General features: G+C 43.4%; 17 protein-coding genes and 1 tRNA gene. 6 read left to right on the top strand and 12 right to left on the bottom strand.

Translation table 11 applies throughout. The features are described 5' to 3' along the window. Nucleotides 1–5: 5 nt before the first annotated feature. The 4 genes from IGQ44_04280 to IGQ44_04265 form a co-directional block, all read right to left on the bottom strand. Nucleotides 6–1,064 carry a hypothetical protein gene (locus IGQ44_04280; protein ID HIK37192.1) on the bottom strand — a complete coding sequence of 353 codons (1,059 nt, stop codon included), beginning with the start codon at nt 1,062–1,064 and terminating at the stop codon, nt 6–8. Beyond that, nucleotides 997–1,533 (bottom strand): hypothetical protein, encoded by a 537-nt coding sequence (locus IGQ44_04275; GenBank protein ID HIK37191.1) that lies wholly within the window; start codon nt 1,531–1,533, stop codon nt 997–999. The genes IGQ44_04280 and IGQ44_04275 overlap by 68 nt, the downstream gene beginning before the upstream one ends. Nucleotides 1,534–1,549: 16 nt before the next feature. Then, nucleotides 1,550–2,407, bottom strand: a complete 858-nt coding sequence (locus tag IGQ44_04270; protein HIK37190.1) for a hypothetical protein — start codon at nt 2,405–2,407, stop codon at nt 1,550–1,552. 217 nt (nt 2,408–2,624) lie between these two features. After that, on the bottom strand, nt 2,625–4,106 hold the full coding sequence (locus IGQ44_04265) for an AAA family ATPase (protein HIK37189.1): 1,482 nt from the start codon (nt 4,104–4,106) through the stop codon (nt 2,625–2,627). 189 nt (nt 4,107–4,295) lie between these two features. Here IGQ44_04265 and IGQ44_04260 point away from each other — a divergent pair. Further along, nucleotides 4,296–4,367 (top strand) — tRNA-Gly (locus IGQ44_04260). A gap of 912 nt (nt 4,368–5,279) precedes the next feature. Here IGQ44_04260 and IGQ44_04255 read toward each other — a convergent pair. Beyond that, a complete protein-coding gene (locus IGQ44_04255) occupies nt 5,280–5,618 on the bottom strand; it encodes a thioredoxin family protein (protein HIK37188.1) in 339 nt (112 codons plus the stop codon). A gap of 100 nt (nt 5,619–5,718) precedes the next feature. Next, nucleotides 5,719–6,492 (bottom strand): hypothetical protein, encoded by a 774-nt coding sequence (locus IGQ44_04250; protein ID HIK37187.1) that lies wholly within the window; start codon nt 6,490–6,492, stop codon nt 5,719–5,721. Between the two features lie 172 nt (nt 6,493–6,664). Here IGQ44_04250 and IGQ44_04245 point away from each other — a divergent pair, with 172 nt between their 5' ends. Further along, nucleotides 6,665–7,666, top strand: a complete 1,002-nt coding sequence (locus tag IGQ44_04245) for a LysR family transcriptional regulator (GenBank protein HIK37186.1) — start codon at nt 6,665–6,667, stop codon at nt 7,664–7,666. Between the two features lie 66 nt (nt 7,667–7,732). Beyond that, a complete protein-coding gene (gene coaD, locus IGQ44_04240; GenBank protein HIK37185.1) occupies nt 7,733–8,218 on the top strand; it encodes a pantetheine-phosphate adenylyltransferase in 486 nt (161 codons plus the stop codon). A gap of 3 nt (nt 8,219–8,221) precedes the next feature. On the opposite strand, the gene hslO is transcribed toward coaD, so the two are convergent. Further along, nucleotides 8,222–9,121 carry an Hsp33 family molecular chaperone HslO gene (hslO, locus tag IGQ44_04235; GenBank protein ID HIK37184.1) on the bottom strand — a complete coding sequence of 300 codons (900 nt, stop codon included), beginning with the start codon at nt 9,119–9,121 and terminating at the stop codon, nt 8,222–8,224. A 194-nt stretch (nt 9,122–9,315) separates the two neighbouring features. Here hslO and IGQ44_04230 point away from each other — a divergent pair, with 194 nt between their 5' ends. Next, complete coding sequence (locus IGQ44_04230; GenBank protein ID HIK37183.1) at nt 9,316–10,659, top strand: cytochrome c biogenesis protein; 1,344 nt, start codon at nt 9,316–9,318, stop codon at nt 10,657–10,659. Here the strand turns inward: IGQ44_04230 and IGQ44_04225 are convergent. Both IGQ44_04225 and IGQ44_04220 read right to left on the bottom strand, forming a co-directional pair. Further along, nucleotides 10,615–11,841, bottom strand: a complete 1,227-nt coding sequence (locus IGQ44_04225) for an MFS transporter (GenBank protein HIK37182.1) — start codon at nt 11,839–11,841, stop codon at nt 10,615–10,617. The two genes, IGQ44_04230 and IGQ44_04225, sit on opposite strands and share 45 nt — an antisense overlap. Before the next feature lie 41 nt (nt 11,842–11,882). Continuing rightward, a complete protein-coding gene (locus IGQ44_04220) occupies nt 11,883–12,989 on the bottom strand; it encodes a pentapeptide repeat-containing protein (GenBank protein ID HIK37181.1) in 1,107 nt (368 codons plus the stop codon). An 81-nt stretch (nt 12,990–13,070) separates the two neighbouring features. Between IGQ44_04220 and IGQ44_04215 the strand changes: the two genes are divergently transcribed. After that, on the top strand, nt 13,071–14,588 hold the full coding sequence (locus IGQ44_04215) for an FAD-binding oxidoreductase (protein ID HIK37180.1): 1,518 nt from the start codon (nt 13,071–13,073) through the stop codon (nt 14,586–14,588). A gap of 4 nt (nt 14,589–14,592) precedes the next feature. Here IGQ44_04215 and IGQ44_04210 read toward each other — a convergent pair whose 3' ends face one another. The 3 genes from IGQ44_04210 to fabI form a co-directional block, all read right to left on the bottom strand. Then, nucleotides 14,593–15,597: a hypothetical protein gene (locus tag IGQ44_04210; GenBank protein HIK37179.1), complete on the bottom strand. Its 1,005-nt coding sequence runs from the start codon at nt 15,595–15,597 to the stop codon at nt 14,593–14,595. Between the two features lie 125 nt (nt 15,598–15,722). Next, nucleotides 15,723–18,071 (bottom strand): DNA helicase PcrA, encoded by a 2,349-nt coding sequence (pcrA, locus tag IGQ44_04205; GenBank protein HIK37178.1) that lies wholly within the window; start codon nt 18,069–18,071, stop codon nt 15,723–15,725. Between the two features lie 196 nt (nt 18,072–18,267). Beyond that, nucleotides 18,268–19,059 (bottom strand): enoyl-ACP reductase FabI, encoded by a 792-nt coding sequence (gene fabI, locus IGQ44_04200; GenBank protein HIK37177.1) that lies wholly within the window; start codon nt 19,057–19,059, stop codon nt 18,268–18,270. 123 nt (nt 19,060–19,182) lie between these two features. Between fabI and ntcA the strand changes: the two genes are divergently transcribed. Beyond that, the gene (ntcA, locus tag IGQ44_04195) at nt 19,183–19,860 is read left to right on the top strand and encodes a global nitrogen regulator NtcA (protein HIK37176.1); all 678 of its coding nucleotides are present in this window, start codon (nt 19,183–19,185) and stop codon (nt 19,858–19,860) included. Nucleotides 19,861–19,893 lie beyond the last annotated feature (33 nt).

Here is a 19,893-nt window from a genome sequence, read left to right as displayed (position 1 = left end):
ACCTCCTATCTCATTACAAACCAACACCTGTCATAGTTACGGGGCACAAAGGTCTGTTGGAGGGTGAATTTTTCCCTCCTCCTGGTGTCATTCCAGCCCAAAAGCACCTGTGGGTAGACATCCCTGGGGGGGAGGGCCTCTATGGTGACGGTGAAGGAGGTCCTGTCACAATTTGTTCTTACATTGGTGCCGTTAGCGGGGGGATTGGCGGTGACATTAATGTTTCTAATCCTTTCCACCAGGGTGAAGGGGTTGTTGTTGTCCCCATTGACAATCAACTCCAGGTTAAAGCCGTCCGTACTGTTCCCCCTCAGACGGTATCTTCTCTCTTCAATGGCATACACCCATGTATTATTTTGGGCGTAGTCATTTTGCCACTGTCCTTCAAACCAAATCCTCGGGAGAGAGTTAGAAGTTCCCCCCGGGTGTACACTTGCTGCTGTAGATTGGTTGCTTCTGGCATAAACAAAAAACTGATCCCTGTTGTTATTCCTATCCAGGATGTAAATCCGCCATTTTCCCTCGGGTCTACCTCGTCTTACGGCCTCCCATGTTTCCAAAACATCGGGAATAGTATTGTTATTTCTGTCTATTTCTCCCGGGCTTCTATAAGAACACCCGGTCTCATGTGCCACCAGAAGCATATTGAAGGTGTTAGCATTTAATGCAACACAAGACTGAATCATCTGTGGGTTAACACCGGGGATACCCTTGCGGACTACCAGGAGGGTGTTATTGGTGCCACCGATTTCTATGGCGTTGAGGGTTCCGGCATCAGGTAAAAGTTCACCGGCCTGTTGAATGTCCTGGCCAAGGTTAATCATGGCGATGCGGAGGCGTTGCTGGACGTCGTTGGTTATGTGTTCTTCTGCTATCAGCCGACGTATCTGCATGTACCCCTCCAACCCCAAAACCACAACAATGGCCCCCATGATGGAGGCCACCAGGGCCTCCAGGAGGGTAAAGCCCTTTTCATCCCCCTTATGGTTGGCTCCCTTATGGGTTGCTTCCCTGGGATATGCGTATGTTTGTAAAAGTAGTTTGAACAGTATAGATGGCTTCATTTTCCCTCTCTCTCCTTACCTCCACGACAACATGTCTTTCCTGGTCATTGGCCGCCGTGCTACAGCTGGTCACTCGGATAGTTCTGCCAGCAGTAGTTGTTTGTTCTTGTAGAGTTGGGTTTTCAGTGCAAACATATCGATACACCTGGAGGGAGTAGCCTCCGGCGCGGGTGGCATTGACCAGAGTGGGACTGAGTCCAGTGGGTGAAAGGCCCGTGACGTTGTCCGCGGTAATTTGCCTAGTCTGTTCTATCACGTTGGCAGCGAGGCTTACGGCGGCGGTTTTCAACTCCCCTTCTTTCTTGTTTTGGATCTTCATGGCCACCAGAAACATACCGTTTAGCATCAGTGCCAAGCCGATCACCAAAATAGCCACCACCACCTCTAACAAGGTTGCCCCCTTTTCCCCACCTTGTTGTAGTGGCAGCCACCACCAAAGTTTTTCTCTCTTTAGTATCTGTATCTTCATGGCTTTTAACTTTCCTCTACTCCATTACTCCTCCCCTCAAAACTCTAATTTCCCTTCTTTCTCCAGCCTTATTCGTTAGACGTATTATCACTGTATTGTTGGCCGCCTCAAAATTGGGCTGTCCCGGCCCGGAGTGGTATATGTAGAGTATTCCCCGGGGGTCAGCACAAAATTGCCACCAATAACTAGAAAAGCTGTAATTGTGGTTAAATATTTTAACGTCCAACCCCTTGGGCAAAAGGGTTTCCCATCTTTGCAAGCCCGGGTCAAAATTCCACCTTTGCACCAGAGTACCATTCTCCCACAGTCTTCCCACAGGCCTCCCTAGGATAAGTTCATTGGCAGTGGTGGATATACCTATCACTTCATTCAAGTTACTTTGGGGTGGGGGGTTACTAGGGTCAGGATCGCTCCAGCCTATTACTATCCTATCCCCTGGCATAAAACCCTGTGTGGACTCGACTGGCAGTCTTGTCCAGCTTGCGGTCACATTTTGAGTCAGAAAGGTACCGGTTAGAGCCGTTGCCTCTCTACAGTTTCTCCCTTCGTCTATTTCCATAACCCAGCGCCAATGATCCTCCATGTCGTCAGGGCCTGGGGGCTCAAACAGTCGTAGGGTTGCCACCTTGTTGGTCTGAATGGCCCGTGCCCTCACCTGTCGTATTATGGCCTTTGTCTGGGAATAGGCCTCATTCAAAGGGTCAAATAGTACTATCCTGGGTATGGTTGCCGCCAGAGCCATTGCTATCCCCAGTATCACCACTGTAGCTGCAATTTCTACGATGGTAAAACCTTCTTCTTGTTCCTGCCGTTTAGGTATATTATTAGAACCCATATTTTTTAGTTCTTTTATAGCTATGCCCCTACCTCCCATTTTCCCTGTCTCTCCGGGCAAAAAATAGGCTTGTTTCTACCATTTTACGTTTTTTTTTTGTTTAGGCTTTCGGGGTTAATACGTATTAAATTTAAAGTTTCAGTAAATTTTTCAGGGGCATTATGTGAATTTTATGTGAAGAAACTACTCAAACTCTTCTGGAGTTTTCTGGAAAAATGGGGAAGAGAGAAAAGTAAAAGTTTACAGTAAGTTCCAATTAGGTGCTGCGACGGGAAGCAAGGCGCACTTTACCCTCGGCAGCCCATCTCTGGAGGGATTCGATTTGTTGTCTGGCGGTGCGGGCAAGGGGTACAATTTCACTGGCGGCCGTTAATATATCTTCGGTGGTAAAGTCGCGGTTTTGACTGAAGGCTAGATGCATGGCTTCGATAATAGTTTGTTCAATTTCTGCACCGGAAAATTCAGGGGTCTCATATGCCAGCCGTTTTATATCATAGTTATGGATACTATGGGGGCGTAGTCGGTTCAAATGGACTGTGAAAATAGCTTCCCTTTCTGCCTGGGTGGGTAAGCCGACAAAGAAGATTTCGTCAAATCTTCCTTTTCTTAGAATCTCGGGGGGAAGATTTTCCACGTTGTTGGCAGTGGCGACAACAAATACTGGGCTTTGTTTTTCTGCCAGCCATGTTATAAAAGTACCAAAAACCCTAGCAGCTGTGCCGGAGTCGCCTTTGCCTTCCACACCGGCAAAGCCTTTGTCAATCTCGTCTATCCACAACACACAGGGAGACAAAGCTTCGGCAATTTGAATCATCTGACGGGTGCGAGACTCTGATTCCCCCACCAAGCCGCCAAACAGTCTCCCCACGTCTAGTCGCAAAAGGGGTAAATGCCAATGGTGGGCAATGGCTTTGGCAGTAAGGGATTTACCAGTGCCTTGGATGCCTACCAGTAACAAGCCTCGAGGATAAGGTAACCCATAGGCGCGTGCGGCTTCACTAAATGCCCCTCCTCTTCGTAACAACCACTCCTTGAGATTATCCAAACCCCCAATATCGGAGATTTGTTCCTTGGTATGATAGTAGTCGAGGATTTGAGTCTGACGGATAGACTGTTTCTTCTCCTCTAGGATTAATTCCACATCCTCCGGCAGAATTTCCCCATTTTGGGCAATTGCCTTTGTCAAGACTCTCCTTATTCTTTCCATGGATAACCCTTGTGCCGAACGCACCAATTCTGCTAAAAACTGTTCATTGACAGACTGCCCAATAGCCGCTGTTAGCCGTATAATCTCCGCCTTGATTTCCTCTGGTGTGGGCAAGGCGAATTCTACCACTGTGAAGGCTTCTTGTAACTCGGTGGGTATGTTTACTTCCGGGGCTATCACTACAATGTTCTTAGGCTGGGACTTAAGCAGGCGAGAAAGATTGCGTAACTTGCGAGAAATGGAGATATCCTCCAAAAAACGGTGGAAGTCTCTTAGGATAAAAACCCCTCCCCCCTTTACCTTCTCCACGAATTCCAATGCTTGTAGGGGGTTACGTCGGGCAAAATTGGCATTGTTGGGATTATCCTGATACCCATCTACAAAATCCCAGGTATACACCTGACGGTTACCCAATTCCTGTGCTACAGCGGCAATGGCCTTTTCTACCCTCTCCTCCTCATAACTGGGAATATAAATCAGAGGATAACAGGCCCTCAACAACAAGGAGAATTCCTTACCAAACTCAGTCATGGTTTTCTCTTTCCACGGCATGGTATCAGCTTTGAAACCCGATTTTAACACCTTCTTCCCGGCAATAGACATCTTCTAAGCCCTAGAGAGGGGCAACAAAGAGAAGCAAAAGAGAATTGTCTTTTTGGCGAAAATTTGTTATCATATACCACCAGAGAGAAGGGTTGAACCCGCCCTTAGCAACGGGATGCGGATGTAATTCAGTGGTAGAATGTCAGCTTCCCAAGCTGAACGTCGCCGGTTCGAATCCGGTCATCCGCTTCTTTTGCACTCTTATACTCCTCAGCAGGGCATAGGATATTCCCCTACACCCTCCTGTTACAATTGTTCTGTCATGTCAAGGCACCGGGGGATTATTTTTATTTCTGCCAGCCCCTATCATGTTAGATGTCGTCAATCTGAACAAAAAATAGGGGGAAAATAGGGTGGATGGAGGAGAGACATTATATGGTCTAACTGCCAACAACGGCTAGAAAAAGCTTTTGGATTACGACTCGGAATTGGTGATAATTAACCACAGTAAAATCCATAAGAAAACTGAGTATTTATTAGGGGCTGCAATCCGGACAATTTTATACACAAATACCTTACACGATAGCAACATCTGGCATTATTTGAATGCACACATTCGTCCCTGTTTGGAAGTACTTTCCTGTGGTAACTAAGGAATAAACTGGCAGGTCGTCTCAGGGGCTGCATGCAGGAAAGATTATATATTGGTATGGCCTTAATCCATAACTTTTCTCCAATTTCTAGATGGACCCAGCAACAGTCTGGATTTGTCTTTTCGCTATGAAATTCGGCAGTAAATTTTAATCCTAAAACAACAGGGTGTGATAATTCTTCTTACCGCTAATAGATAAGGCAGCGAAGTTGTGTGATTGTGTCGGCATTTTAAACACCTCATCCCTGCAGATGGATTAATCCATCACCAAACAAATAGGCTTACAACACCGCTATTCTCACGAGGAGTTATTTCTCTTGGTGGAAAAGTTAAATAATGTCCTCATTTAAAGAGCTCAACATTACTAGTATTGGCAAAAAAATATTTCTCCAGAAAGGTTGCAATTATGGGCAGTGGCAATTTCTGATGTTAGAAAGTAAATTACAAAAAAAAAAACGGCATATTGCCAGGATAAGTTATGTAAAACCGGGAGATGATTTGACTATATGTCAGGCGGATTCAAGAACCAAACTAGAAACGATTTGGTCGACAGTTTGGTATAAATCTTCACGACTGTGAAAGCCCTCGAAACGATGAATTATCTCCCCACGGTTGTATAAAATTAGTGTGGGTAAATTCCTAAGACGGTGACGGTTGGCAAGTTGTAAATTTTCGTCCGCATTTATGCTAACAACCTTTAATTCTTCTCGCCAGCGAGATTCTATTTGAGCCAAAATGGGGTTTAGCATAAGACATAAACCACACCAAGGAGCCCAAAAATTTACTAAAACAATTTTGGAAGACTGTAAAACCTGTTGATTAAAATTCTTTTGATTAACGGGAGTCATATTATTGCTTTTTGACAAAATAGTTTTTAAGTGATATTTCTAGAAAACTGGATTGATAAATAGCTTACAGGAAAATATCACCAGATAGTAAAAATAAGACTCAAATACCTACCTTGCCAGTGGCAGTCATTAACCAGGGATGAAGTTGCCAGAATAGTATGACAAATAATACGACTCCCAAGTAGGCAGGGCGGAGAAATTCTCTTATTTCTAGCTTTTGTCTCCCATCCAATACCGCCAGGAAGGGTATTACAGAAGTGTTGTGTTTAATTTTTAAAAAGGCCTCACCGTAACGTCTCGTCAGGCGATAGTCTCCATGCCAAACAGCAAAGAGGTGATAGGCTATTAGGGCAAGAGAAGTAAAAAGGGTAAAAGTGGTGCCAATCCAGAGAGTGTGGGCAAAACACCAAATTGTCTGCCCAAACAGTTGCGGATGACGGGTAATTCTGATAATGCCAGTTTCATACAAATGAACTTCAGGTTTAGCAACGGCAGCAATCTCCAGAAGATTAAAGGTGGCAGGGTAAAGAAACAGAAAGGAAATGGCAGAAAGAATCCAAACCAATTCCCTAATCCCCCTAATACCCTGCAGTTGCCACAACAGTAAGCCATCATAACGGTGGTTGACAAAATAAATAATCAAAATTGTCGCCATGGGAATACTCAAGGCAGCAAACAACAGACGATACAGTCTCGCGCCTATTATCCTCTCCCCCCACATCCTCAATGCCGCTAAACCACTGTGAACAAGGGCAAAAGTCAAAATCAGGGCAAGCATGATAAAATGACTGACAGTTAACCATTGTGGCAGTGGGAAGGAGAAAAGGTGGTTATGGTTAAAAAAAAACAACTCTTGTGGGAAAAAGTCCAACATAAGGGCCATACTGAAAGATTAGATATATAATTAATTCTTATCTGAAGTCCCCATTGTATATTATGATTGCACATTGAAACTAAAGACTGCCTAGTCTTTTAGCAATTTAAACCCCTATTATCCTTCTTACCCGTTAGCCCAGTAGTGTTATTATCCCTTGAAGAATAAACACATGTCAGAAATTCCTTTCTCTCTAGATCAACTCAGGATTTTAAAGGCTATCGCCGAGGAAGGCAGTTTCAAGAAGGCGGCTGACAGTCTATTTGTTTCCCAACCTGCCATTAGCCTACAGATACAAAATTTAGAAAAACAACTGGCTGTGCCCCTTTTTGACAGAGGAGGGAGGAAGGCCCAATTAACCGAAGCCGGCAGTCTTCTCTTGGCATATGGTGAGAAAATCATCACCCTGTGTCAGGAGACTTGTCGCGCCTTAGAAGACTTACAGAATCTCCAGGGTGGCACTCTCATAGTGGGTGCATCCCAGACTACCGGCACCTATCTTCTCCCACGCATGATTGGCCTTTTCCATCAGAAATATCCCTATGTTTCAGTACAACTACAAGTCCATTCCACCCGTCGCACCTCTTGGGCGGTGGCTAATGGGCAGGTAGACTTGGCCATTATTGGGGGTGAAGTGCCTTCCGAACTCCAAGATGTATTGCAGATAATTCCCTATGCAGAAGACGAGTTGGCCTTGATTTTACCCCCTAATCACCCCCTAGCAGAGAAGGAAACCATCTCCAAGGAGGATTTGTATAATCTGCAGTACATCACCTTGGACTCTCAGTCTACCATTAGAAAGGTGATCGATCAAATCCTCAGTCGTTGTCAAATCAACACCAATGAGTTAAAAGTGGGGATGGAGTTAAATTCCATCGAGGCCATCAAAAATGCCGTACAATCCGGCTTAGGTGCTGCCTTTGTTTCCATCACCGCCATCGAAAAAGAGTTAAAAATGGGAATACTTCGTCGTGTCCACATTCAAGATGTAGAAATTAAGAGAATTCTCTCGGTTATTGTCAATTCCAACCGTTATCGCTCTAAGGCTGCCGAGGCATTTATTAAGGAGATTTTGCCTCAATTTGCCAGTGAGCGATTTTTACCCGAATTAGAAAAACTTTCCAAGAATAACAAGCAGTTTCTAGATAAACAAGTAGAAATCAAGGACAACTAAAAACTTCCATTTTTCTCTTCCCACTCTCTTATTGTTTGGGCCATTCCTCTCTCCCTATTTTACCTCATGATTGCGATATATCCTGGCAGTTTTGATCCCATTACCTTGGGGCATTTGGACTTAATTAAACGTAGTAGTACCCTCTTTGAAAAGGTCATCGTGGCTGTGTTGAGAAACCCCGACAAACAGCCCCTTTTTTCCGTGGAGGAAAGGTTAAATCAAATCAGAGAATGTACAAAGGAGATTCCCAATGTGGAGGTGGATAGTTTCCAGGGTTTAACCGTGGAGTATGCTAGGAAAAGAAAAGCCAGAGTTTTACTGAGAGGCTTAAGGGTAATGTCGGATTTTGAGCACGAATTACAAATGGCCCATATCAACAAAACCCTTGAAAGTTCAATAGAAACCGTTTTTTTAGCCACCAATACCGAGTTGAGCTTTATCAGTAGTAGCGTGGTAAAAGAAATAGCCAGATTTGGGGGAGACATTGACCATCTTGTTCCCCCAAATATAGCATCAGAAATATACAAAAAACTGGGGAAAAAGACCCAGTGATTTTTAGTAGTTTTCTGCCTTCAGCTCCTCTATCAAACCGTGTAAATGCTCCACATTAGCCCAATAGGTTTTGCCACAAAATTGACAGGTAGCCTCCGCGCCACCATCTTTGACAATCATATCCTCCAACTCATCTATCCCCAACATTTTTAAAGCCCCTAGAACTCGTTCAAGGGAACAGTTACAATGGAAACGCACCATCTGGATTTCTGGGAAAATATATAAACCTAAATCTCCCAGTAAATCCTCAAAAATATCTGTCAGGGTTTTCCCTTGTCGCAACAAAGAGGTAAAACTACCCAATTGGCTAATACGGGATTCGAGAGTTTCTGCTAGTTGGGGTTCTTCTGCGGCTTTTGGTAGAATCTGTAATAGAAGGCCACCAGAAACAGTTACCCCCTTCTTATCGGCAAACACCCCCACCATCAGGGCAGAGGGCGTTTGTTCAGAGGTGGCTAGATAATGAGCAATATCCTCCCCTATCTCCCCAGATACCAATTGAACCGTGCTAGAATAAGGATAACCGTAGCCCATGTCTCTAACCACATACAAGTACCCCTGTCTGCCTACCGCCGCACCAACATCCAACTTTCCCTCCTCATTGGGAGGCAGTTCTACCCTGGGGTTGCCCACATAGCCTCTCACCGTGCCATCTAAACGGGCGTCCACCAGTAAACCCCCAAGGGGGCCACTCCCTTTTATTTTTATGTTAACACGAGAACCCTCCTTTTTCATGTTGGACACCAACAATAAGCCTGAAGACATTGCCCTTCCCAAAGCTGCTGTGGCCACATAGGACAGTTGGTGTCTTTCTTTAGCTTCTTGTACAGCTTTTGTCGTTATGACTCCTACAGCTCGAATGCCGCCATCCGCCGCTGTTGCCCGGATTAGGTGATCTGCCATACTTTTCTTTACATTTCTCAACAATACTTCTCTATATTAGTACTTAGCATCACTCATTGGCAGGGATAGGGGTTAGGGGGTAGGATGTGGGGAGTAGGGGTTTATAATTATGAGTCTGTACCTTGTGGCAATATGTCCCTACGTGGGGTTTATAATGATAAACCCGTACAGTTGGTTTTTTGCACTTTGTGGTTATGGCCATTTTTAGGTTATTATCTCGCCGTTTTGTTACTGTAATTGCCGATTTGCGTCTGGCAATATTGTTGTTGTTGTTGATAGCAGTTTTTAGCATAACTGGCACTATAATTGAGCAAAATCAGCCCCTAGATTTCTACCGGCAAAGTTACCCAGAAAAACCGGCACTTTTTGGTTTTCTCACCTGGAAATTGTTGATATTTTTAGGATTGGATCATGTCTATACCACCTGGTGGTATTTGACCCTTTTGTTTCTGTTTGGTACAAGTTTAACTGCCTGTACTTTTAAAAGACAATTACCAGCATTAAAAGCTGCTAGAATGTGGCAATATTATGACAACCCCCGACAGTTTAATAAACTGGCATTTTCCTTTCAGCTACGGGGCGTTTCTTTGAGAGAAGTGGAATCTGTACTCCGCCAAAATGGCTATAGGATTTACAGAAATGACCATTGTATCTATGCCCAAAAAGGACTAGTAGGTAGGATTGGCCCTATCGTGGTACATCTGGGCATTATCATTATCCTAATGGGGGCAATGTGGGGGGCATTCACCGGTTTTTTGGCACAAGAAATAATTGCAAGTGGCCAGACTTTTACTATCAATAACTTACTTTATGTCGGCCGATTTGCCAATCTTGACAAAGCCAAGTCTTTCCAGGTAAAAGTAAACAAGTTTTGGATTGACTATAGGCCTGATGGCAGTGTTGACCAATTCTACTCTCGACTCTCTATTATCACTAAAGATGGAAGTGTTTTGCCTGAAAAAACTATCTACGTCAACCACCCACTTCGCTATAATGGCATCACATTTTATCAAACCAGTTGGACTATTGCTGGGGTAAAATTTCAGCTCAACAACAGTCCCATTCTACAACTGCCTATGGCAGAATTGACAACAGAAAATGGTGGTAAAATTTGGGGCACTTGGATTCCTACCTCCCCAGACTTGAGTAAGGGAATTTCCCTCATTGTTAGAGACTTACAGGGCACAGTATTTCTTTATGGAATGGATGGCAGTTTACTCCAAGTAACTCGTTTAAATACCCCTACACGGGTAGATGGTATCACCCTCAAAATAGTAGATATAATTGGGGCTACAGGCCTACAAATTAAGTCGGATCCTGGAGTGCCAATTGTTTATCTCGGGTTTGCAATTCTGATGGCAGGTGTGGTGATGAGTTATGTATCCTTTTCACAAATATGGGGTTTTCACCAGGATGATATTGTTTATTTTGGAGGAAAAACTAACAGGGCTCAAGTAGCTTTCGAAATAGAAATCAACAAGATAGTTGGGGATTTATCTGTTGGCAGAATGGCTACACTTTCTGTGGAGAATATATAGGATGAAGGTGATGGGAATGGCGGTTAGACTGAGGAAAAGCCAAAAGTCATGGACATGATTATAACCTAAGTCTAACATCCAACCCCCTAAGGGAGGACCGATTAAGTAACCAATTGCCCAACATTCCGAATGAATGGCAAAATAGACACCACGAAAGGAAACTGGTGCTAAGTCTACAATAAAGGCAGAAGCGGCTGGATTGTATAGGGTAAGGGCTAAAGAACTGAGTATTACTGATGTAACTCCCCAATACAAGGCATTAGTTTTCACATTGGCTGTGGTCCATACTAACAAGAAACTGATGGCCCAGGTAACAGAGGATAGCATTAATCCCTGAAGGGGAGTAAAACGGTTAAGGATTTTTACTACTGGTAATTGCCATAGGGTAGCAAACGCCATATGAAGGGTGAAGATGCTACTGAGACTGGTGATGGAAAAGGCTTCATCTAACACGAAATTGGCAAAATAAAGGGGTAGAATGGACTGTATTTGGGACACATAACTGGTAAACAGGATATTGGCAAAACAAAATAGCCACAATTTTTTGTCTCGTAAAGCCTGTTGCCACCCCAGCCAGGGATTAACTCTTTCTACCCCCCCTACACCACAATAGGTTTCTCTTATGGTGAATTTGACTAGTAAATAAAATATCACAAAAAAAATGGCATTTATGATAAACAAAAGACGATAGTCGCCGGTGAGGGAAATTAAATACCCTCCCATGGCTACCCCCAATCCTAAACCGAGATTGTCACTAAAACGGGTTAAGGCAAAGGCAAAATTTCGTTTATTCTCGGGGATTAAGTCTACCACAATTGCCTCAGCAGGGGGCCAATATAAACCAATTCCTAATCCTATCAACAAGTTACCTAATAACAGTAATAAATAGCTATTTGTCAATATAAATACCACATCTGCCGCAGCGGATACTAGGGCGGATAATAGTATAGTTTTTTTTCTTCCCCATTTGGCAGAATCGCTCCAAATTCCCCCAAGAAATCGTCCCAACACTCCGGTGATTGAACTACTTGCCAAAACTATTCCGACAGAAGTGGGGGAGAAATTCAATTCATTTACAAAGTATAAAGAAGAATAAAAAAGAGTAAAACCAGAGCCAAATTGTAATAGGAGTCTGCCCAAGGAGAAAAACCAAAATTGTCTATCTAGGGAGTTTTTTTTCATGTAGGGAAAGAAAAAGAGTTATGCCAAACATAGAATAACATCTAAAAGTCGTCGGGGAGAAGAGTATGTCTTAAAGTGGCATCCTCAAAACTGGTGTCATAACAATAAGCACCTGTAAAATCAGCATATTCTAGTTTAGCCCCACGGAAGGAAACACCCCGCAAAATTGCATCCTTGAAGTCGGCATCCCACAAATCCGCATCCCAAAAACAAGTATTTATTATATGTGCTCCCTGTAATCTAGCATTGGTCAAATCTGCCTCTTCCAAATTGGCATTTCGCAGACAACCACCCCGCCAATCACTATCCCTAGCACGAATTTTTGACAGGTCGGCCTGACTAAAATCGGCATTTTTTAGGTTACAATGCTCTAAGTCGGCTTGTTGTAAATTAGCCCCCTTAAAACTGGCACGCTCACAATTAGCATAGCGTAAATTGGCCCCCTGTAAAGAGGCTCCGTCAAGGATAGCACCAGTGAGGATAGCCTCGCTCAGATTAGCATAACTTAAATCAGCACCAATGAGGCAAGCACCAGTTAAATCCGCCCTCCACAAGTCTACTGTTGTCAAATCCCTTCCCCTGAGGTTTACCCCCCTCAGACAGGCATAGGGTCCTATGGCACCACATGTTGTATAATTAAAATCGGCCGGCCATTGTGTCTTATAAGAGTAACGGGCATTAGTCAGTTTAACTCCAGCAAGGGAAGCACCAGTTAAATCTGCATCAGTAAGATTGGCGCCTCTTAAATCTGCCTTTTTGAGACTAACACCCCGCAAAACCGCATCTGTCAGGTTGACATCCCTCAAGTCGACACCAGCCAGATTTTTATACTCCAACAAGACACCAGAAAGATTTATTTTCAGTCTTCTTTTCCTCCTCTTTAGATTATTCCATATCCTCACCCTCTCGGCCTTTAATATCAAGACCGGTTTATACTTGAATAGTACAGGGAAAATCTCTTGGGGGAGACAATCACAATGGGTTAATATTTCTTCTATGACTTCATCCCCAACACCGACAATCAGATTGGGGTTTTTTTGAAGCAGTTGGCAAACAATCTCCTTTGGCGTCTGGGGTTTGGATATAATTTCCTGGGGTAGTGTGTTCAACGACAATGCTTCCTTTCTCAGAGACTCCATTTCACTCATAGAAGTTTTTGTAATTCGCTATCCTATACAACTAATATACTAAATTTTCCTTGCTAGATTGTAATTGGAGTGTCAGTGTGTATGTCATTTAAAAATATAAAACTCCCCGAAGAAACAGAAAAAGCACTATCTATCGCAGATTGCCTTTGGGAGGAATTTAGGAGGGACAATTCTCAACCAAAACAAGTAGTTAATACCGGAGATATTCTCCCAGAAGATAACGATTATGATGTAATCATTTGTGGGGGTAATTTGGGCATTTTTCTGGCTACTGCTTTGCAGATGAGAGGGCATAGGGTGGCGGTTTTAGAGAAGGGTATATTACAAGGGAGGGAACAAGAATGGAACATTTCTAGAAAAGAGTTAAACACTCTGTTAAATTTGGATATTCTCCCCGAAAGCTCTTTACAAGAGGCAATTTTCACCGAGTATAATCCGGCGAGAATCGGCTTTTATAGGGGTTACCAACTGTGGGTAAGAGATGTTTTAAACATAGGAGTAAGCCCAAGAATATTAATAGCAAAGACTCAGGAAAGATTTAGGCAATTGGGGGGAGTTGTTGTGGAAAATAGCAGCTTTGAAGATGCCATAATCGGGAAAAAGGGAGTGAGAGTAAAAACCAATGGCCAAACCCTCACCTGTAGACTGTTAATTGACTGTATGGGACATTTCTCCCCTATAGTAAAACAAGTGAGGAAAAATCAAAAACCAGGGGGAGTATGTCTGGTAGTAGGCAGTTGTGGAAAGGGGTTTAGGGAAAATGATACTGGCGACTTGATTTATACCTTCACGCCGATTATTAACCAATACCAGTATTTTTGGGAGGCGTTTCCGGCAAAGGATGGACGTACTACATACTTATTTACCTACACCGATGCCAAACCGGAAAGAATAAGTCTCAGAGAGTTAATGGGGGAGTATCTTCGTCTATTGCCGGAGTATCAGAATGTCGCCTTAGAGGAAATTGAATTTAAAAGATTTTTGTTTGGTTTCTTCCCTGCCTACTACCAAAGTCCTTTACAAATGCCATGGGATAGGATAATAGCAGTGGGGGATAGTAGTGGCATGCAGTCGCCGGTGAGTTTTGGGGGTTTTGCCGCCATGTTGCGTCATCTTCCCCGTCTAACTGCTGCCATTGATGAGGCTTTGCAAGGGGATTATCTTTCTCGCCAGGATTTAGCCTTAATCCAACCTTATCAACCCAACCTTTCTGTGACTTGGCTATTTCAAAAAACCATGATGGTAGCCGACAACAAACAAGTTTCTGGCAATGAAATCAACCAGTTAATGAGTGCAGTATTTCAGGTAATGGATAACATGGGAGAAGAGGTATTAAAACCCTTTTTACAAGATGTGATACAGTTTGCCGGTTTAACCAAAACCTTGCCCCAGGTAGATATTCGTCTCGTTTTGCCTCTACTGCCGGATTTTCCTACACTGTTAGACTGGCTAAAACATTACCTTAACTTGGGCATTTATACCGGCTTGTATCCCCTTGCTTTATCCCTAAAACCTTTGACAACATACCTACCTCCCCACGCCAGATATTACTGGCAGCGTTATCTAGACATGTGGCAGTATGGCTCAGGTATGGCTTGAGGTGTTATATTGGCTTGTATGCCGTGACAAACTCTTGGTATTTTATGTAGATATTCTCGCCGGGGATGGGTTGGGAGAAAGAGGGGGGGAGTTTGTACTTATGTGAAGGGTATTCCCCTCTAATTTCCAGAAGAGTGTCGTAGTGTCTTTTCCATTTCCTCAAACCTTCCAACAATTGTTCAAAGCGATAAACTAGATTTTCATAACGGTTAGACAAGGCGATATACTGGATTATTTTCGCATAGATAATTACCTGACTATCATCCGAAGGTATTCCAATTATCTGACCAATTTTAGCTAGTTGTTCATAATACACTTTGGCCACTAACACCAGGGCTTTAAGATTCTGTAAATCCTGTTTTTTCAGCCTGTTAAGAATTTCACCTAGGGTAGCAAAGATGGAAAAATCAGGCCAATTGTACTCCTTGAAAAGAGATAAAAGATGTAAACCTATTGGCTCCTCGGTGATTTTTTCTAGGGCAATTTTGTAAGCCAAAAGGGCATTTTTGGTGGGCTCATTGCGGATAATATCTAGTAATTTTTCTATCTCCGGCAAAGCCACTTGACGAAACAAAGCGGGATCGGCTACAATGTCCAATTGTTCTCCAATAAAATTGTACAACTCTGTTTGTGTTTTCCCCTGAAAATCTAATTCAACTCGTCTGATTGTGCGAAAGTGATTGAGGTGTTTTAGGATAAAGCTAAAAATATTAACAAAGTTTTTTAGTCCTTTATAATCGTCTAGGTTAGACTCTATCTTACGTCTAATCCGCATGTAGAAGAGAAATTCGGGGGTATACTGTTCATTGTCCAACATCCTGATGCTAGGTTCAATATCCGCCAGAGCCTGCAACTCGGTATCATGGAGAGACAATGCTAATTCAGGCAACGGCTGGCGGTGGAAAAAACCCCAAATCCTCTCCACCAGACTGACACTACCAAATAGAGGGCGATTCCACCATGGTTTTACCAAAGTCTTGGCTTGTTGGGATTGCGAGTTGGATTTCATTGCTTTCTGGATTTTTTGCCAGTCTACCCCCCGGCAGACATTATAACATCATACGGATAACATGATACGGGCTTATAATCATATCCTATAATATCATAGGCCCCCCACCCCTTACATCCTACCCCCTAAATCCTATCCCCCACAATCCCCCCGGAGGGTATTTTTTCTAACTTGCTGTGATTGGGGTTGATAATTTTCCTGCCGGAGGGAAACTGTACTACCAGGGTATTCTTATTTCCCAGATCTAACAAATGTGTTACAATCCCCTCGCCGAGGGTGGGATGGAAAACCCTATCTCCCTTTTGCCAAGTGATGGGAAATTCCGTTTTCTTTGGGGATGTCACAGTGGGGGGGGTGTATCGGAGAATATTGGGTATGTCTTTGATTATCAAATCCGGCGGTAACTCATCTAAAAATTGGGAAGGCATACAGTTGTCGACGCTACCCCAGGAATTTCTCTGTCTAGCATAGCTTAAAAACAACTGTTCTTTGGCTCTTGTAATACCTACGTAGCACAGTCTTCTTTCTTCTTCTAGGGAAAGGGGATCTTTTAAACTACGATGATGGGGGAATAATCCCTGTTCTAATCCTACCAAAAAGACGATGGGGAATTCGAGCCCTTTGGCGGCATGGAGAGTCATCAGGGATACTGCCTTGCCGTCTTGTGGTTTATCTAAATCGCCGGCTAAAGAGGCGTTATTCAAGAAGGCTTGTAGACTGGAATCTTCATTCTCTGCGGCAAATTGTGACATAGCCGCTGCCAATTCTTGTAGGTTTTGTAGTCGGTTTTCTGCCTCATCGGTGTTTTTTTCTTGTAAATCCCGATAGTAACCGGATTCTGTTAGGACATAGTGTAGTATTTCCACTGCCGGCACGCCATCTGCCAACATTTCCTGACAGGAGGTGATCAATTGGGTGAAGGCCAATATGCTTTTGGCTGCTCTGCCGGCTATATTGTTAACCGTAGTAGTGTCAGTGATGATTTCCCAAAGGGGGATACCCAACTCCCTGGATGCTGTTAGGAGGTTATCGATAGTGGTGTCACCAATTCCTCTTTTTGGTTTGTTGATTATCCGCAGAAGACTAATACTATCTGCCGGGTTGACAATTACTTTTAGATAGGCTAATGCATCCTTGATTTCCATTCTCTCGTAGAATTTTAATCCCCCCACAACCTGGTAGGGTATATTTCTTTTTATTAACTCCTCTTCAAAGGCTCTACTCTGGGAGTTTATTCTGTAGAGAATAGCAAAGTCTCCCCAATTCAACTCTTCATTTTCTCTTACCAGTTGTTGAATCTGTCTGGAGACGAATATTGCCTCATCCTTCTCGTTTTCTGCCTCATAAAGATAGATGTCTTCTCCCGCGCCTCTGGTGGGTTTTAACACTTTGTCTATTCGCTGTTTGTTGTGTTCAATTAACACGTTTGCCGCCTGGAGTATATTTTCTCTGGAGCGGTAATTTTCCTCCAATTTTATCATTGTTTTTGTTTCATCATCTGGGAGATTATCCCCAAAGTCTTCTTGGAATGAAAGCAGTATTTTAAAGTCTGCCATGCGGAAGGAATAGATAGACTGATCTGCATCTCCTACCACGAATAGTGAGCGATTTTCCCAATTCCAGTTGTTTTTATTGGACTCGTTATTGGTAACCAGAAGCCTAATTAACTCATACTGAATTCTGTTAGTATCCTGATATTCGTCTACTAGTATGTGTCTAAATTGTTGATGCCAATAGCCTAAAATGGACTCATTTTGCTGAAATAGTTTTACAGTTACTAGAATTAGGTCGTCGAAATCCAGGGCATTATTTTTAGCCAACTCATCCTGATAATTTTCATATACCTCTGCTATTACCCTTCCCTTGTATTCTGGATATTCTTTCAGGTACTCTCTTGGAGATAACCCTAGGTTTTTAGCTTTGCTTATCTGATAACGGACAGTACGTGGATCAAATTTTTTTTCATCCAGATTTAGTTTTTTAGTAACAATTTGGTTTAGTAGTTTTTGGGAATCTTCCTCGTCGAGGATAGTGAAGTTTTTATTCCAAACCCTGCCCCTTTCGTCCTTGTACTCGTTTATATCAAGCCGTAGTATCCTTGCACAAATACTATGGAAGGTGCCAATCCACAAATCTTTAGTTAGCCGGTTGTATACTCGAGACAGGATAGTTTTTTGTTCTAATTCCCCCAAAAGCTCCCACCTATTGCCATATTTTTCTTGGGCTATTTTTTCAGCAAAAATCCTCTCGATTCTCTCCTTCATTTCCCTGGCTGCCTTATTAGTAAAAGTGACAGCCAGAATTTTTTCTGGTTCAACCTTATGTTTTAAAATGAGATTGGCTATCCTATAGGTAAGGGCTCTAGTTTTGCCAGAGCCGGCTCCTGCTACTACTAGCAATGGTCCACAAAAATGTTCTACTGCCTTTTTTTGGGATGGATTAAGATGTCCCAGGAAACCCAGCTCAGATTCCATGTTGTTTTGTGTTCCAGTGTTAGGGGTTTAATTACGACAAAGTCGTCAAATAGTCACCTACCTTAGGATAGCAATTATAACAAATTAAGGGGGATTTTGAAAGAAAAAAACAAGAGTAAATGAGCCTATTTGTGTGGAAAATTACCAAACGGGAAAAATTGCCCCCCTTCCCGGGGGAATCTAGCAGGGGTAGAAGTTAAGACGAGGGGGGTGTCATACCCATAATCTCATAACCGGCATCCACGTAGATAATCTGTCCGGTGATACCACTAGCCAGGTCACTACACAAGAAAGCGGCAGCATTACCGACTTCAATTTGAGTAACGGTGCGACGAAGGGGTGCGACTTTTTCTACATGGTGGATCATGTCTAGTATGCCACCAACGGCGGAGGAGGCAAGGGTGCGAATAGGGCCGGCGGAAATGGCATTAACTCTGACGTTTTGTGGCCCAAATTCGGCTGCCAGATAACGCACACTCATTTCCAGGGCCGCCTTGGCCACTCCCATGATATTATAGTTGGGGATAACTCTAACACCGCCTAGATAGGTGAGGGTAACAATACTGCCACCTGGACGGAAAAGGGGTTTAGCGGCTTGTGCCAGACGAATGAGAGAATAGGTGCTTACATCTAGGGCTACTTGGAAACCAGTGCGGGAAACTTTGCTAAAATCCCCTGATAGGTCTTCCTTGTGGGCAAAGGCCAGGGAGTGAATTAAAATATCTATATGACCCCATTTTTCCCTAACGGCGGCGAAGGTGGCATCTATCTGGGCGTCGTCTTGGACGTTGCAGGGTAGAAAAAGACTGGGATTGAGAGGTTGCACTAATTCTCCCACCTTCTTTTCCAAACGTCCTTTCTCATCAGGCAAGTAGGTGACACCTATGTTAGCACCTGCTTTGTGTAGCTGTTGTGCTATCCCCCAGGCAATGGATTTGTTGTTAGCTATACCGGTGATTAGGGCATTTTTTCCAGTGAGGTCCAACATATTCTTGATTGTCTCACAAGTTTTCTGTATTGTGATGATAATTATCCGCTAAACTGATCCACTTATAGAAACAACTATTGGTCATTTTCCTGTATAAATAGAGTTTTACTGTTTATTGCCCCTATGCAATCTGCGTTTTCCTCTGAAAAATCTTTGGCTTCAGTTTTTCGTCAAATTGGTGCACCTCATAATACTCCCGTAGTGGAAAAGTATGAGAGGGGAAAAACGATTTTCTTCCCGGGTGATCCAGCGGAAAGGGTATACTTTTTACTCAAGGGCGCGGTAAAACTGTCTCGCCTTTACGAGGCTGGTGAGGAGATTACCGTTGCCTTGTTGCGGGAGAACAGTATTTTTGGGGTATTATCTCTTGTTACAGGTCAAAAATCAGATCGTTTTTATCACGCGGTGGCCTTTACGCCGGTAGAATTGTTGTCAGTGCCGGTGGAGCAATTTCAACGGGCTTTGGCTGAAAATCCGGAGTTATCCCGTTTGATGTTACAAGGCCTTTCGTCTAGAATACTACAAACGGAAATGATGATAGAAACCCTGGCCCACCGCGACATGGCGTCTAGGCTGGTGAGTTTTCTGTTGATTCTCTGTAGGGATTTTGGTGTTCCGGGTCCTGATGGTGTTACAATCGATCTTAAGTTATCCCATCAGGCTATTGCTGAGGCCATTGGTTCTACTCGCGTTACTGTTACCCGTTTATTGGGGGAGTTAAGACAACAGAATCTAATTTCCATTAACAAGAAGAAAATTACAGTACATGATCCTGTTTCTTTGAGCCAACAATTTGCCTAGTTTCCTCCTTTTTTCTCCCCACATCCTCTTACA

It is taken from the genome of Geminocystis sp. M7585_C2015_104 (genome assembly GCA_015295805.1).
Lineage (GTDB): Bacteria > Cyanobacteriota > Cyanobacteriia > Cyanobacteriales > Cyanobacteriaceae > DVEF01.
Note: the sequence above shows the minus strand (reverse complement) of the source record. Positions and strands in the feature narration are given on the sequence as shown.

Bases quoted from the DNA above. Each gene is read 5' to 3' on its own strand.
- IGQ44_04280 (HIK37192.1), bottom strand. From the start codon at position 1,064: ATGAAGCCATCTATACTGTTCAAACTACTTTTACAAACATACGCATAT.
- IGQ44_04275 (HIK37191.1), bottom strand. From the start codon at position 1,533: ATGAAGATACAGATACTAAAGAGAGAAAAACTTTGGTGGTGGCTGCCA.
- IGQ44_04270 (HIK37190.1), bottom strand. From the start codon at position 2,407: ATGGGAGGTAGGGGCATAGCTATAAAAGAACTAAAAAATATGGGTTCT.
- IGQ44_04265 (HIK37189.1), bottom strand. From the start codon at position 4,106: ATGACTGAGTTTGGTAAGGAATTCTCCTTGTTGTTGAGGGCCTGTTAT.
- IGQ44_04255 (HIK37188.1), bottom strand. From the start codon at position 5,618: ATGACTCCCGTTAATCAAAAGAATTTTAATCAACAGGTTTTACAGTCT.
- IGQ44_04250 (HIK37187.1), bottom strand. From the start codon at position 6,492: ATGTTGGACTTTTTCCCACAAGAGTTGTTTTTTTTTAACCATAACCAC.
- IGQ44_04245 (HIK37186.1), top strand. From the start codon at position 6,665: ATGTCAGAAATTCCTTTCTCTCTAGATCAACTCAGGATTTTAAAGGCT.
- coaD (HIK37185.1), top strand. From the start codon at position 7,733: ATGATTGCGATATATCCTGGCAGTTTTGATCCCATTACCTTGGGGCAT.
- hslO (HIK37184.1), bottom strand. From the start codon at position 9,121: ATGGCAGATCACCTAATCCGGGCAACAGCGGCGGATGGCGGCATTCGA.
- IGQ44_04230 (HIK37183.1), top strand. From the start codon at position 9,316: ATGGCCATTTTTAGGTTATTATCTCGCCGTTTTGTTACTGTAATTGCC.
- IGQ44_04225 (HIK37182.1), bottom strand. From the start codon at position 11,841: ATGAAAAAAAACTCCCTAGATAGACAATTTTGGTTTTTCTCCTTGGGC.
- IGQ44_04220 (HIK37181.1), bottom strand. From the start codon at position 12,989: ATGAGTGAAATGGAGTCTCTGAGAAAGGAAGCATTGTCGTTGAACACA.
- IGQ44_04215 (HIK37180.1), top strand. From the start codon at position 13,071: ATGTCATTTAAAAATATAAAACTCCCCGAAGAAACAGAAAAAGCACTA.
- IGQ44_04210 (HIK37179.1), bottom strand. From the start codon at position 15,597: ATGAAATCCAACTCGCAATCCCAACAAGCCAAGACTTTGGTAAAACCA.
- pcrA (HIK37178.1), bottom strand. From the start codon at position 18,071: ATGGAATCTGAGCTGGGTTTCCTGGGACATCTTAATCCATCCCAAAAA.
- fabI (HIK37177.1), bottom strand. From the start codon at position 19,059: ATGTTGGACCTCACTGGAAAAAATGCCCTAATCACCGGTATAGCTAAC.
- ntcA (HIK37176.1), top strand. From the start codon at position 19,183: ATGCAATCTGCGTTTTCCTCTGAAAAATCTTTGGCTTCAGTTTTTCGT.